Source organism: Saccharopolyspora sp. NPDC002686, assembly GCF_040295745.1.
In the GTDB taxonomy this organism is placed as follows: Bacteria; Actinomycetota; Actinomycetes; order Mycobacteriales; family Pseudonocardiaceae; genus Saccharopolyspora; species Saccharopolyspora oryzae.
Map to the genome: position 1 here is coordinate 1 of NZ_JBEOVY010000208.1, position 13549 is coordinate 13549.

General features: G+C 68.3%; 10 protein-coding genes, 1 tRNA gene and 2 pseudogenes. 6 read left to right on the forward strand and 7 right to left on the reverse strand.

The genetic code is table 11. From position 1 onward, the window contains the following. From ABTZ89_RS24670 to polA, 4 genes and pseudogenes are all read right to left on the reverse strand, one after another. Positions 1-507 (reverse strand): annotated as a pseudogene (locus ABTZ89_RS24670) (kynureninase); the annotation flags it as partial. 608 nt (positions 508-1115) lie between these two features. Beyond that, positions 1116-2483: a hypothetical protein gene (locus ABTZ89_RS24675; RefSeq protein WP_351048711.1), complete on the reverse strand. Its 1368-nt coding sequence runs from the start codon at positions 2481-2483 to the stop codon at positions 1116-1118. Positions 2484-2626: 143 nt separating this feature from the next. Then, complete coding sequence (locus tag ABTZ89_RS24680) at positions 2627-3022, reverse strand: VOC family protein (protein ID WP_270953159.1); 396 nt, start codon at positions 3020-3022, stop codon at positions 2627-2629. A 336-nt stretch (positions 3023-3358) separates the two neighbouring features. Next, complete coding sequence (gene polA, locus ABTZ89_RS24685) at positions 3359-6052, reverse strand: DNA polymerase I (protein ID WP_351048715.1); 2694 nt, start codon at positions 6050-6052, stop codon at positions 3359-3361. Between the two features lie 89 nt (positions 6053-6141). On the opposite strand from polA, the gene ABTZ89_RS24690 reads away from it, so the two are divergent. Further along, complete coding sequence (locus ABTZ89_RS24690; protein ID WP_351048718.1) at positions 6142-6564, forward strand: hotdog fold thioesterase; 423 nt, start codon at positions 6142-6144, stop codon at positions 6562-6564. A gap of 65 nt (positions 6565-6629) precedes the next feature. On the opposite strand, the gene ABTZ89_RS24695 is transcribed toward ABTZ89_RS24690, so the two are convergent. Both ABTZ89_RS24695 and ABTZ89_RS24700 read right to left on the reverse strand, forming a co-directional pair. Next, positions 6630-7241, reverse strand: coding sequence for an ANTAR domain-containing response regulator (locus ABTZ89_RS24695; RefSeq protein ID WP_270953157.1), 612 nt, complete (start codon positions 7239-7241; stop codon positions 6630-6632). A gap of 108 nt (positions 7242-7349) precedes the next feature. After that, complete coding sequence (locus ABTZ89_RS24700; RefSeq protein ID WP_270953156.1) at positions 7350-8735, reverse strand: amino acid permease; 1386 nt, start codon at positions 8733-8735, stop codon at positions 7350-7352. A gap of 258 nt (positions 8736-8993) precedes the next feature. Between ABTZ89_RS24700 and ABTZ89_RS24705 the strand changes: the two genes are divergently transcribed. After that, complete coding sequence (locus ABTZ89_RS24705) at positions 8994-9410, forward strand: CAP domain-containing protein (protein ID WP_270953155.1); 417 nt, start codon at positions 8994-8996, stop codon at positions 9408-9410. An 80-nt stretch (positions 9411-9490) separates the two neighbouring features. On the opposite strand, the gene ABTZ89_RS24710 is transcribed toward ABTZ89_RS24705, so the two are convergent. After that, entirely contained in the window at positions 9491-10867 is a 1377-nt protein-coding gene (locus ABTZ89_RS24710; protein ID WP_351048723.1) for an MFS transporter, read from the reverse strand. 193 nt (positions 10868-11060) lie between these two features. Here ABTZ89_RS24710 and ABTZ89_RS24715 point away from each other — a divergent pair. The 4 genes and pseudogenes from ABTZ89_RS24715 (at position 11061) to ABTZ89_RS24730 (ending at position 13281) form a co-directional block, all read left to right on the forward strand. Next, positions 11061-11136, forward strand: a tRNA-Leu gene (locus ABTZ89_RS24715). A 236-nt stretch (positions 11137-11372) separates the two neighbouring features. After that, the gene (locus ABTZ89_RS24720) at positions 11373-11612 is read left to right on the forward strand and encodes a hypothetical protein (RefSeq protein ID WP_351048726.1); all 240 of its coding nucleotides are present in this window, start codon (positions 11373-11375) and stop codon (positions 11610-11612) included. Between the two features lie 267 nt (positions 11613-11879). Further along, positions 11880-12755, forward strand: a pseudogene (locus tag ABTZ89_RS24725) (MFS transporter); the annotation flags it as partial. Between the two features lie 82 nt (positions 12756-12837). Next, positions 12838-13281, forward strand: coding sequence for an MFS transporter (locus ABTZ89_RS24730; RefSeq protein WP_351048729.1), 444 nt, complete (start codon positions 12838-12840; stop codon positions 13279-13281). Positions 13282-13549: the final 268 nt, after the last annotated feature.

Consider the following 13549-nt stretch of genomic DNA (forward strand, 5'->3'; position numbering starts at 1 on the left):
GCCGACCGCGTCGGCGACCTGCTCGGCGGTGGCACCCGCGGCCGGCTCGGTGGCGAGCCACCGCAGTTCGAGACCGCATTCCTGGGCGATGCCGTCCATGACGTAGCGGTCGGTGGGAAAATCGTTGACGTCCAGGACGATCTCACCGCGGCCGGGCCGTGCCGAGACCGCGGCGCGCGCGAGCTTGTAGAGCAGCACCGACGTGGAATCGGCCACCACGACCTGCCCGGCGGCGGCACCCAGCGCGACCCGCCCCAGCCGGTCGCCCACCGTCTGCGGCCAGTCGAGCCACTCCTCGCCCCACCCCCGGATCAGCCGATGTCCCCACTCCTGCCGGATGAACCGGTCCATCCGCTCGGCGGTGGCCACAGCGGGCCGGCCCAGCGAGTTGCCGTCGAGGTACGCCACGACGTCGGAACCATCGGGAACCAGGAAGCGATCCCGGAACCCGCGCAACGGATCCGATTCGTCGAGGGCGGCTGCCTTCTCCTGAAAGTCGTCGAGCATGCGATCCCTTTCGCTTTCCGTTGAGGGGATGGGGTGTGACGCCGTTCGGGCCGCTACAGCGCCCCGGGGTCCTCACGCCCCCAGATCCGGGCAATGCGCAGCACACAGCGGAGCGCGCTCCGACAGCGGTGCGTTCACGGGCCGTACCCGAGAGCCGGTCACGCACTCGATTGGGAAGAAGAGGTCAACGAGCCCGGCGAAGTTCAGCAACCCACCCGGAAGGTCGATCCCCGGCTGCAACGCCCGCAGGTCTGCGCGGGGCCATCAGCTCGGTCGCGGGATTCCAGATGAGTTGATCTGCCATCGCAAGCCCCGTTCCGACAACAGTGCTCGGCACGAACATGTCGTCAGATTAACGGCCGTAATGAGAACACGATTTCCATAGGAGGACAAGGCTTCCTCTTCGGCGAGCCTGACCACGTCAGGCGATGTCCGGATCGCACGAATCCGCCGATTGACCGGGAATGTCAGCCAACCTTGTGCCGACTGACAGGATTGTGTTCTCCTATCGACCGTTACGTAGGCGACATAAACCATGCGCTGGAGTGCGACTCGGAGGACGGCGCGGCTTCGCTCTGAGGACTGTCCCGGGAGGGGCGGTGGGCTCGCTAGCCCGCCGCCCCGTCCTGCTTCGGCCAGAGCACCGGGTCGGGCCGTTCGCCCCACTTGCGGCCGCCGACGAGGTAGATCTGCCGGGTGCAGAGCCGGTCACGCAGCGACACCAGAACGCAGAACTCGTAGGCGATGCGCTCGACGCGCCCTTCCCTGTCCACGACCGCGGCCAGCCACTCCGGCGGCACGACGTCCTCCAGCGGGGCCTCGTCGTCGGGTTCGTAGAACCTCCCGCGGCTCCAGCAGGCGGTGTAGTCGCCGACCAGCTCACCGAGCGCGGCCATGACCGGCCAGGAATCGGCATCCCGGCTGCCGAACTCCAAGCTCTCCAGCAGCAACCGGAACAGCTGCTGGTAGCAGGCCGAGTACGTGCCCCGGAGCACCGTTCGCTTGCGCTTGGTGGACGCGGCGGCGCGGGCTTCGACGTCGCGCAGGAGCTGCTCCAGCAGCTGCTCACCGGCGACCGGGAACAGCGCGGCGCGCACGGTGTCATCGGGGTGCTCGACAGCGGCTTGGACCAGTTTGAGCAGCAGCACGTCCCGCGCCGCACCGGGCAGCGACACGTCGTCGACGGCATGTCCGAGCCGGTGCTCCGCGCGGGCCCGGATCTGGTGGAGCAGGCCGACCAGGGCGTGCCCGAGCAGGTCGGTGATCTCCGCGCGGCGCACCTCGCACAGCGCACCCGCCAGCGTCACCCGGTACGGCCGCGACAAGGCCCGCAGCTCGAAGGGCCGCGCCCCTGCCGCCCGGGCGCTCCACGCGGCCACCAGTTGCGGCGGGAGGCCCTCGAAGACGTCGGCCGGGAGGCCCAGCCGGCGGAGGGCGGTCAGCTTCTCGATCTCGGCCAGCAGGGCCCGCAGCCAGACCTGATCGGCCGAACCCGCGGCCAGATCGGTCGGCAGTCCCAACGCTTGCAACGACATGATGTCGTCCAGTTCGCGGACCAACGAGCGCAGGTCGATCGGGCGCACTTCGGGGCGCAGCTCCTCGAGCAGCCAGCCGATTCCGGCCGACTCCGCGAGCAGGACCTCCAACGGACCCGCCGCATCGCCGAGCCGGTCCTCGACCCGCTCGCACAGCCCCAGCTCGAAGTCCTGCAACGCGCGTTCCGCCGCGCAGCGGGCCTGGTCCCGTCCGGGGACCTGGACGCCCTCGCCGCGGCAGTACGTGATCAGCGCGGTGGCGAGCTGCTCGCGGCCGTGGCCCGGCCGGGCCGACTCCGAGGCCAGCCAGGCCAGCCACTGCCGCTCGTCCCCCACGTCCACCGGGCAGTCGAACGACTCGACGAGCTGCCCCTCCACCGAGGGGAACCCGTCACGGGTGGACTCCGAGGCGGTGAAACCCACGTCCCTGGCCCCCGACACGCTGCACGCACGTTCTCCGACCTGCCGCACGCTATCGGTGCACCGCAGGACACGATCAGGCGATCAGGGGCCGTTCGACTGGTCAGACGCGGAGCGTGCGTGGTATATGCCGACCGCTTTGAAGCCAGTCCTGGGAATACCAGCTACTCGACGGGCTCGTCCGCGCGGGCGATCTCGATCAGGTTCCCGTCCGGGTCGCGCAGGTACAGCGAGGTGATCGGCCCCTCGGAACCGATGCGGCTGACCGGGCCCTCCTCGATGCGCACCTCGTTGGCGCGCAGGTGCTCCTGGACCTCGCTGAGCGCGTTGGTGGTCATGAAGCACAGGTTCGCCGAACCGGGCACGGGGTGCGTGGCGGTCGGCTCGACCAGTTCGCTGGCCGCGTGCAGCTTGATGGTCTGCCGGCCGAAGCTCACCGCCCGCCGCTCGCCCGGGAACGTCACCGGCGTCATGCCGAGGATCTGCTCGTAGAACTGCACTGCCCGATCGACATCGGCGACGGTGAGGACCAGGTGGTCCACTCTGTCGATGTTGATCATGCTCCTCCTCGTATCGGCGCGGAAGCGGTTCGGATGCCCCCACCGCGACCGGTCACGCGTACGGCAGGCTATCCGCACCGATCGATCGCGCGGGCGGGCGGGGGCACCGACGGTGATGTCCGCCATTCAAGAGCGCCCCACCCGTCCCGCACCGGACAACGCCGACTTCGTGACTGACCCGCAACCTCGCAGAGCCCCGCAACGCCAACGGAAACCGCATCGACCTCCGGCCCCGGCGCACCGGAAACCCCGGGATTCCAACGGAGATCAGACATCTGATCTCCGCTGGGATCGCGGAAGTCCTCCACCGGCGCCGAGTCCGAGGAGTGGGAACCGTCAGTGGGCGGCGGCGTCCCAGGAGCGGCCCGAACCGACCGAGACCTCGAGCGGGACCGAGAGCTCGTGCGCCGACCCCATCTGCTCGCGCAGCAGCTTCTCCACCTCGGCGTGCTCGCCGTCGGCGACCTCGACGATGAGTTCGTCGTGCACCTGCAGCAGCATCCGCGACCGCATGTCGTTGTCCCGCAACGCTCGGTGCACGCCCAGCATGGCGACCTTGATGATGTCGGCCGCGCTGCCCTGGATCGGCGCGTTGAGCGCCATCCGCTCGGCCATCTCCCGGCGCTGCCGGTTGTCGCTGGTCAGGTCCGGCAGGTAGCGGCGGCGGCCGAGGATCGTCGAGGTGTAGCCGTCCTTGCGGGCCTGGTCGACGACCTCCCGCAGGTAGTCGCGGACCCGGCCGAAGCGCGCGAAGTAGGCGTCCATCTGCGCCTTCGCGTCCTCGGCCGAGATGCGCAGCTGCTGTGCCAGCCCGTAGGCCGACAGCCCGTAGGCCAGTCCGTAGGACATCGCCTTGACCCGGCGGCGCAGCTCCTGGTCGACCTCCTCGATCGGCACCCCGAACGCGCGCGAGGCCACGTAGTTGTGCAGGTCCTCGCCGGTGCGGAACGCCTCGATGAGCCCCTCGTCGCCGGACAGGTGCGCCATGATGCGCATCTCGATCTGGCTGTAGTCGGCGGTCATCAACTCCGCGTAGTCGCCGCCGACCACGAACACCTCGCGGATCCGCCGGCCTTCCTCGGTGCGGATCGGGATGTTCTGCAGGTTCGGCTCGGTGGAGGACAACCGGCCGGTGGCCGCGATGGTCTGGTTCAGCGTGGTGTGGATCCGGCCATCGTCCGAAATGGACTTCACCAGTCCGTCCACAGTGGTCTTCAACCGGGTGGCGTCGCGGTGTTCCAGCAGGTGCTGCAGGAACGGGTGCTCGGTCTTCTCGAACAGCGTCTGCAGCGCCTCGGCGTCGGTGGTGTACCCGGTCTTGGTGCGCTTGGTCTTCGGCATGCCCAGCTCGTCGAAGAGCACCACCTGCAGCTGCTTCGGCGAACCGAGGTTGATCTCCTTGCCGATCACGCCGTAGGCGTCCTGCGCGGCCTGCTTGACGCGCGCGGCGAAGTGCGCGCCCAGCTCGGCGAGCTGCTCGGCGTCGATCGCGATGCCCGCGCCCTCCAGCTCGCTGAGCACCACCAGCAGCGGCAGCTCCAGGTCGGTGAGCAGGGCGCGGCTGTCGATGCGGTCCAGCTCGACGTCGAGCGCGTCGGCCAGCTCGGCCACCGCGCGCGCCTTGATCAGCTCCGCCGCGGCCTCCTTCTCCTTGGTCTCGGCCTCGTCCTCGAGCAGCGACAGCTGGCCGTTCTCCTCGCCGGTCTCGGCGCGCAGCTCGCGCTGCAGGTAGCGGACGACCAGGTCGGGCAGCTCGAAGGAGCGCTGGCCCGGGCGCACCAGGTAGGCGGCGAGCGCGGTGTCGCTGGTCAGCCCGGTCAGCGCCCAGCCGCGGTCGCGGATGGCGTGCAGCGGGCCCTTGACGTCGTGCGCCGCCTTCGCCGCCGACGGATCGGCCAGCCAGGCCACCAGCGCCTTCTCGTCCTCGGCCGTCAGGGCGCTGACGTCGATGAACGCGGCCGCACCGTCCGCGGTGGCCAGCGCCAAGCCGGTCAGGTCACCACGGCCCCGCGCCCACTGCCCGGTGAAGGCCAGGCCGACGCGGTTGCCGTTGCGGGCGTGCTCGTCCAGCCAAGCCGGCAGCCGACCGGGCTGCACCACGCCGCCGGAGACCTCGAAGCCCTCCTCGACCTCCGGTTCGGCGCTGGACAGCGTCGCGAACAGCCGGTCGCGCAGCACCCGGAACTCCAGGTCGTCGAACAGCCGGTGCACCGCGTCCCGGTCCCAGGCGCGCACCTCCAGTTCCGCCGGAGCCGCCTCCAGCTCCACGTCGCGCACCAGCTCGGTCAGCTGCCGGTTGAGCAGCACCGACGACAGGTGGTCGCGCAGCGCCTGCCCCGCCTTGCCCTTGACCTCGTCGGCCCGGTCCACCAGCTCGGCCAGCGAGCCGAACTGCTGGATCCACTTGGTGACGGTCTTCTCCCCCACCCCGGGGATCTTCGGCAGGTTGTCCGAGGGGTCGCCGCGCAGCGCCGCGAAGTCCGGGTACTGCTGCGGGGTCAGGCCGTACTTGTCCTCCACCTCCTGCGGGGTGAAGCGGGTCAGCTCGGAGACGCCCTTCGTCGGGTACAGCACCGTGACGTCCTCGGTGACCAGCTGCAGCGCGTCGCGGTCACCGGTGCAGATCGCGACCTTGAAGCCGCCTTCGGTGGCCTGCGTGGTCAACGTCGCGATGACGTCGTCGGCCTCGTAGTTGTCCTTGCTCAGCACCGGGATGTTCAGCGCGCCGAGCACTTCCTGGATCAGGGCGACCTGGCCGCGGAACTCGTCCGGGCTCTTGCTGCGGTTGGCCTTGTACTCGGTGAACGCCTCGCTGCGGAACGTCTTGCGCGAGACGTCGAAGGCCACCGCCAGGTGCGTGGGCTGCTCGTCGCGCAGCAGGTTGATCAGCATCGAGGTGAACCCGTAGACCGCGTTGGTGTGCTGCCCGGTGCCGGTCTGGAAGTTCTCCTTGGGCAGGGCGTAGAAAGCGCGGTAGGCCATCGAGTGGCCGTCGATGAGCAGCAGGCGTCGGTCCTCGGAATGCGTCACGGCGGCGAGTCTAGGCTGAGGCTCCGACAGCGCGTGACCGGAGGCGACAGGAGGCACCTGGGGTGACCGAAGTCAACGGTGGTGAGCCGATGACCAGCGATAACGGACTTCTGATCGAGATGCTCGAGAGCGCCGAGGAGCAGCTGGCCGACAAGCTCGGGATCGAGTTCGGGACGCTGGAACCCGATCGGGTGGTCGCCACCATGCCGGTCGCGGGCAACCGCCAGCCCTACGGCCTGCTGCACGGCGGCGCGAACGCGGTGCTGGCCGAAACGCTGGGCTCCATCGCCGCGGCGCTCAACGCCGGAGCGGGGCGCATCGCGGTCGGGCTGGAGCTGTCCTGCACCCACCACCGCGCGGTCACCGGCGGGAAGGTCACCGGGGTGGCCACGCCGGTGCACCGGGGCCGCTCCACCGCGACCTACGAGATCGCGATCGTCGACGACCAGGACCGCCGGACCTGCACCGCGCGCCTGACCTGCGTCCTGCGCGACCAACCACCCGGCGAGTAACGCACAGGGCCCGTGAGTCTTTCGGGTCGCCATAGCAACCCAAAAGACTCACGGGCCCTTGCGCGTCAGGACAGGTTCTCGAGGACGGCGTCCGCGACTGCCTTCATCGTGGTGCGGCGGTCCATGGCCGTGCGCTGGAGCCAGCGGAACGACTCCGGCTCGGAGAGGTTGTGCTTGCTCATCAGCAGGCCCTTGGCCCGCTCGATGGTCTTGCGCGCTTCGAGGCGGTCGGTGAGGTCGGCGACCTCGGCCTCCAGCGCCTGCACCTCGGTGAACCGGGACACCGCCAGCTCGATGGCCGGCACCAGGTCGCGCTTGGCGAACGGCTTGACCAGGTAGGCCATCGCACCCGCGTCGCGCGCCCGCTCGACGAGGTCGCGCTGGCTGAAGGCGGTCAGGATGACCACCGGCGCGATCCGCTCACCGGCGATGTTCGAGGCGGCCTCGATGCCGTCCATCTTCGGCATCTTCACGTCCAGGATCACCAGATCGGGGCGCAGCTCCTCGGCGAGGCGAACGGCTTCCTGACCGTCCCCGGCCTCACCGACGACCTGGTAGCCCTCCTCGCGGAGCATCTCCACCAGGTCGAGCCTGATCAACGCCTCGTCCTCGGCCACGAGTACGCGACGTTCGACGGGCTTGGCCTCGCGTGTGTCCTCGGTAGCCGGCGTCGTCACCGGGGTCCTCCATAGAGCTCGGGTTTCCGGTGCGATCTGCACCGGAAACCGAAGAATACCGGTCGCGACTTCACGCCGAGGTAAACACGGGACGTGACCATTGCGACATCAGCCCGACCGCCGCCGCGCCGCGCGCGGACGCACGAACAGCAGGTAGATCAGCAGGATGGCGGCGAGGCTGACGAGGCTGAGGGTGAGCTGCGAGCGGACTTCCTCGATGGCACCCATGGTGACGATCACAGCCGCGATCACCACCAGCGTGGCCCACGTCAAGTAGGGGAAGAGCCACATCTTCAGCTTCAGCCGCTCGGGCGCTTCCTGCTCGAGGCGCCGCCGCATCCGCAGCTGCGAGGCGGCGATCATCGCGTAGATGAACAGCGCGACCGCACCGGCCGAGTTGATGATGAAGTAGAAGATCGTGTCCGGTGAGACGTAGCTGGCCGCAACCGCGACGTAACCGACCAGTGTGGACAGCAGGATCGCCTTCCAGGGCACCCCGCGCCGGTTGATGTCGCGCACCCAGTCCGGCGCGAAGCCCCGCCGCTGCAGGGCGAAGAGCATCCGGGACGCGGTGTAGAGCCCGGAGTTGAGCACCGAGATCACCGCGGTGAACACCACCACGTTCACCACGGCTTCCGCACCGGGCAGGCCGAACTGCGAGAACGCCGCCGCGTACGGGCTGCTGCCGTCGGTCGGGATGTCCCGCCACGGCGTGATCATCACCAGCAGCGCCACCGAGCCGACGTAGAACAGCAGCACCCGCCACACCACGGCCTTGGTCGCCTTGGCCACCGAGCGCTCCGGCTCGTCGGACTCGGCGGAGACGATGGTGACGATCTCGGTGCCGAAGTAGGAGAAGATCACGATCACCACGCCGTGCAGCACGGCGAACCCGCCGTTGGCGACGAAGCCGTCGAGCGCGATGTTGCCCACCGAGAACTCCGCTCCCGGCCACAGCCCGAGCACGAAGATCGTGCCGCAGATCAGGAAGATCACGATGGTGATGACCTTGATGGAGGCCAGCCAGAACTCGGTCTCGCCGAAGGAGCGCACGGAGTTCAGGTTCGTCGCGGTCAGCGCGAGCATCAGCACCAGCGACAGCACCCACTGCGGGATCACCGGCACCAGCGGGTTGAGCAGCTCGGCGCCGACGACGGCCTCGAAGGCCACCACGCCGACCCAGTAGTACCAGTACAGCCAGCCGATGGTGAATCCCGCCCAGTCGCCCAGCGAGGTGCGGGCGTACTCCATGAAGGAGCCGAGCGCGGGCGAGGCGGTGGCCATCTCGCCGAGCATCCGCATCACCAGCACGACGATCAGCCCGCCGATCCCGTAGGACAGCACGGCCGCGGGGCCGACGGTGGAGATCACCGCGCCGCTGCCGATGAACAGGCTGGCGCCGATGATGCCGCCGAGGGCGATCATCTGGAGATGTCGGTTCTTCAGGCTCCGCCGCAGTCCGGCGTCGTGCTCGATCCCGGCTTCCTCGACCATCACAGCCCCCGTCCGACCGGCGACCCTGCAGTTGGGCTGTGAACCTAACCCGCCGTGATCATCACCACCAGGGTCCTGAACCGGGAGGAACGCGGCCAAGCGGGCGCAACGGGCGCCCGGAGAGTGGTCGAGCCATCACGCTGAGCATTACTCAGTGTTACCAATTCCATAGATAACAGTTCGATCTCACCCAGTTGTGTAGCTTGAACTGGCATGAAGACCCCGAATCTTCGACGCTCCGTAATTACAACTGCACTGTTGATCGGCATCGGTTCCGTCGCCTGGGCCCCCGCAGCGATGGCATCCGGTTCGGTCGAGGACCAGGTCGTGGCCCTGGTGAACAAGGCCCGGGCCGACGCGGGCTGCAGCGCCGTCAAGGTGGACTCCCGACTCACCAAGGCGGCCGCCGGCCACAGCGCCGACATGGCGAAGCGCAACTACTTCGACCACACCACCCCCGACGGCGTGACCTTCGACCAGCGCATCAAGAAGGCCGGCAACCCCTCCCCCGGTGCCGAGAACATCGCGCAGGGCTACCGGACCGCCAACGAGGTCATGGACGGCTGGCTCAAGTCCGAGGGCCACAAGGCCAACATCGTCAACTGCTCCCTGAAGACCATCGGCGTCGCGGTCAGCGACACCGGCGACTACTGGACCCAGGACTTCGGCCGCTGACCCGGCTGCTGAGCGGCCACACCGACCACGGGCCGCCGCTCAGCTCCCGACTTGACGTTCCGCTCGACGAAAGGTCCAGGTCAGTTGGGGTCGGGCTGCGCCGCGCGGGGCGAGCGATCCTCCTCCGCCGCGGATTCCTCGAGGCTGCGCCCACCGGTCTCCGGGGCCATCTTCTGGGAGATCACGGCGCCGAGGACGAGCAAGCAGACGGTGCCGGCCATCAGCGCCTGCACTCCGAACGAGGCGAGCAGGATCGGGAAGAGGAAGGTGCCGACCGCCGCACCGATCCTGCTCAGCGCAGCCGCCATCCCCACACCAGCCGCCCGGATCGATGTCGGGAAGAGCTCGCTCGGGTAGACGAACTGCAGGTTTCCCGCGACCGCCTCGATGAACGCGTAGACGCACAGGCAGGTCACCACGACGACCGCGCCGGGCTGCGGCAGGATCGCCAGGGCGGCGACCGACACCGCCATCATCCAGAACGTGGAGATCAGCAGTCCGCGACGGCTGATCCGGTTCACGACGAACATGCCGACAATTCCCCCGAAGGCGAAGAACGCGTTCTGGATCAGCGTCGGAGTGAGACCGCCGGCGAGCCCGAGGGCGACGAACAGCGACGGCAGGAACGTGAAGATCGCGGTTTGGGGCGTTGCCTGGGCGATCCAGAAGAAGCCTGCGTAGAAGGTCCGCGACCGCCAGCGTGGGCTGAAGAGAGCCTTCATGGTCGCCCAGTTCGAGCGCCTCGCGGTCCCGTGCTCGTGTGCCTCCACCAGGTCATCGACACCTGCCTCGGGATTGATGTACTTCTTCACGATCGCGTCGGCCTCGCCGTAGCGCCCCTGCTGCACGAGCCACCGGGGAGATTCGGGCGAGCCCAGTCGCAGGGCCATGACGACGGCAGTGGGGATGGCGCTGGTGACCAGAATCCACTTCCAGGCGTCCGGCCCGAGACCGCTCATGAAGTACCCCACGACGATCGAGGCGAGGAAACCGAAACGCCACACCGCGGACAAACCACCCAGCAGCGGACCGCGGAGCTTCTTCGGCAACATCTCGGAGAGGTACGTCGGACCGACTGCGTAATCAATCCCGATCGCCACGCCGAGGACCAGCCGGACGGCGAAGAGCTGGAGCGCGTCTTGAACGAACAGCTGCGCGAGGGAGGCGACGAGGAACAGAGCCAGGTCAGCGGTGTACAGCCTCCTCCGGCCGATCCGGTCCGCGAGCGGGCCGATGAACAAGCTCCCCAGGAAGAGCCCGAAGAGGGCCGCCGCCCCGACGAGCCCGGAGTAGAAGGAGGTCATGCCGAAATCGGACGGCAGAACGGCCAGGGCGATCGTCAGCACACCCAACGTGTAGCCGTCGATGAACTTGCCACCCCAGGTGAGCACCGCGAGCCGGTAGTGGAACCCCACGGGTGGCGAGTTGTCGATGGTCAGACGCGATTCGGACGGCATGCGCAGAACTTCCTTCCGGACACCGCAGTCCGTTCATCGGCCCTGAGATCCACAGGCCTCTGGACGCTGCGCTAGGGCCCTCAACAGCTTCGTTCCGGCATGTCTACCCCGCCCTACGCCTCCGAACAAGCAACGCCCAGCGGCACCCCTGTCGGAGCGGTTGATCACGGATCACGTATCCTTGCAGCAGAAGGCCCCCGTAGCCCAACGGCAGAGGCAGCGGACTCAAAATCCGTCCAGTGTGAGTTCGAATCTCACCGGGGGCACCACGCATGACCACGCATTACGACTGAACATGCGGATCATGGTGTGATCCGCTGGGCGCGGCCGCAACCACCAGTGCACTCACGGCCACGCCTCGTGATCGGACTGGGATCCGTCAACGCAGCTGAACCGAAGAGCGCAGAAGAGTCCTCCGGGGCATCGCCTGCGCAGGAACGGACCCCGTGACCGGCAAGCGGGCCTACCTCCGCGAGATCATCAACGGCTCCGACAGACAGCGCAGATGCGCGCTGAACAGCTGTTGGCCCAGGTCGATGGCCAGCGCTCCGCCCCGTCATCGGTGAGTTTGTCGTACGCGCTCACCGAGTGGATGCGCACGAGCGGGATCGAAGACAACACCCGGCACACCTGCGACCGTGAAGAACACGACCGAGGCTGCGCTGCCGGCATCTGCAGCCGTTCCTTGCTGATGGCACCTCTTTTCAGCTGGCGATGTCCTATGTGGATCGTCGTGTTCGCCTGATGCCGTCCGCGCAAGACGGTTTGGCAACAGGAAGCAGCGAGATCGACCGACTCGCCCTGGCGCTGGCATCGCAGGACCGCGCACTGGGTGCGTGGACGTTCGTCCACGTTTTTCCCAAATCCGCACCGCATCTCCCGAGAAGTGGGAGGCGGGAATCGGCATGCGTTCTGGAATAATTTTGCTTCGCGGGGTCTTGTTCAGTTCGTGTCCGCAACGACTTCCGCTGTGGGGTTGCGCTCGGAGCGCGGCCCCATCCTGCTCGCACTGATGCTGTCCACCGCCCTGGTGGCGTTGGACGCGACGATCATCGCCACCGCATCGGCCACCATCGCGCGGGACCTCGGCAGCTTCGCGCAGGTCCCGTGGCTGTTCTCCGCCTACCTGCTCGCGCAGGCGGTGAGCACGCCGCTGTTCGGCAGGCTCGCCGACGTGCTCGGTCGCAAGCGGCTGATACTCGCGGGGGTCGGGTTCTTCCTGGTCGGCTCCGTGTTGTGCGGTGCCGCCTGGTCGATGCCGGCGCTGATCGTCGGCCGGGTGCTGCAGGGGCTGGGAGCGGGCGCGGTCATGCCCGTGTCGCTGACCATCGCCGCCGACATCTACACGCTGCAGGAACGGGCGAAGACCCAGGGGTACCTGGCCTCGGTGTGGGCGATCTCGTCGGTCGTCGGGCCAACGCTGGGCGGTGTGTTCAGCGAATTCCTCAGCTGGCGCTGGATCTTCTGGATCAACCTGCCGTTGTGCTTCGGGGCGGCGACGATGCTGGTCCTGAAGTACCACGAATCCGCACGCGAAGGTGACCGCGAGCCGATCGACTACCTCGGCGCGGCACTGCTGACCGGCGGCAGCACGCTCATGCTCCTCGGCCTGCTCGAAGGCGGAACCAGCTGGGCCTGGGCATCCACGCCGTCGGTGCTGATCTTCGCCGGGGCTGCCCTGCTGCTCGCGGCGTTCACCGCCCACGCGCTGCGCTCGGCGCACCCGATCCTCGACCTGCGCCTGCTGCGCCGCCGCGTGGTCGGCGTGCCCACCGCCATCTCGCTGCTGGTGGGCGTCATCGTCCTCGCTCTGTCGACCTACGTGCCGATCTACGCCCAGGGAGTGCTCGGAGTCGGCCCGCTGATCGCCGGATTCGCCCTGGCCGCCATGATGGTCGGCTGGCCGCTGGCCGCTGGCCGCGACGAACGCCGGTCGCGTGTACCTCGCGCTCGGGTTCCGGTTCACGTCGATGATCGGTTCGACCTTCGTGGTCGTCGGCACCGCCCTGACGCTCCTGCTGGGTGCGCATTCGAGCGTGATCATGGTCGGGATCTTCACCTTCGTGGTCGGCATCGGCATGGGCTTGACCGCGGTTCCCACGCTGATCGCGGCCCAGTCCTCCGCCGAGTTCACCGAGCGCGGCGCGGTCACGGGCGTCAACATGTTCGCCCGGTCGCTGGGTTCGGCTGTTGGTGTGGCGATCTGCGGAGCCATCATCAACTCCCGGACCGCGGTCACCCCGGACGGAACCCCTGCCGGCCCCGGGCTGATGGCCGCCTTGCACATCGTCTTCGGACTGCTGGTCTTCGTGGCGGTCGTCCTCGCGGTGCTGGCCGTCCTGATGCCCGCCGACCACCCCAGGCGCCAACCGGCGCGGACCAGCCAACCCGACGAAGCAGCCACAACCGCCTGACGGCGAGAAAAGCTGGTGCGGGCCCACGCCAGAGGTGTAGCGGCCGACGCGCGTGGTCACTGTGCTCCCAGCGGATCAGGGCAACACCGCCTCCTGGCGCCTAAGGAACCGTGTAAACGCAAAAAGGCCCCGCCGCGGAGGCGCGTCAGCACCGCTGCAGCTCCGCGAGCATCAGGTGCGTGCACGGCAGGAGATGCAGAAGTGCAACCATGTTGGGCATGAAGGCACGCGTGCTCGTGGTGGACGACGATCCGGCCCTGGCCGAAAT

Bases quoted from the DNA above. Each gene is read 5' to 3' on its own strand.
- ABTZ89_RS24690 (WP_351048718.1), top strand. From the start codon at position 6,142: ATGACCAGCGATAACGGACTTCTGATCGAGATGCTCGAGAGCGCCGAG.
- ABTZ89_RS24720 (WP_351048726.1), top strand. From the start codon at position 11,373: ATGCGCGCTGAACAGCTGTTGGCCCAGGTCGATGGCCAGCGCTCCGCC.
- ABTZ89_RS24710 (WP_351048723.1), bottom strand. From the start codon at position 10,867: ATGCCGTCCGAATCGCGTCTGACCATCGACAACTCGCCACCCGTGGGG.
- ABTZ89_RS24700 (WP_270953156.1), bottom strand. From the start codon at position 8,735: ATGGTCGAGGAAGCCGGGATCGAGCACGACGCCGGACTGCGGCGGAGC.
- ABTZ89_RS24730 (WP_351048729.1), top strand. From the start codon at position 12,838: ATGATCGGTTCGACCTTCGTGGTCGTCGGCACCGCCCTGACGCTCCTG.
- ABTZ89_RS24680 (WP_270953159.1), bottom strand. From the start codon at position 3,022: ATGATCAACATCGACAGAGTGGACCACCTGGTCCTCACCGTCGCCGAT.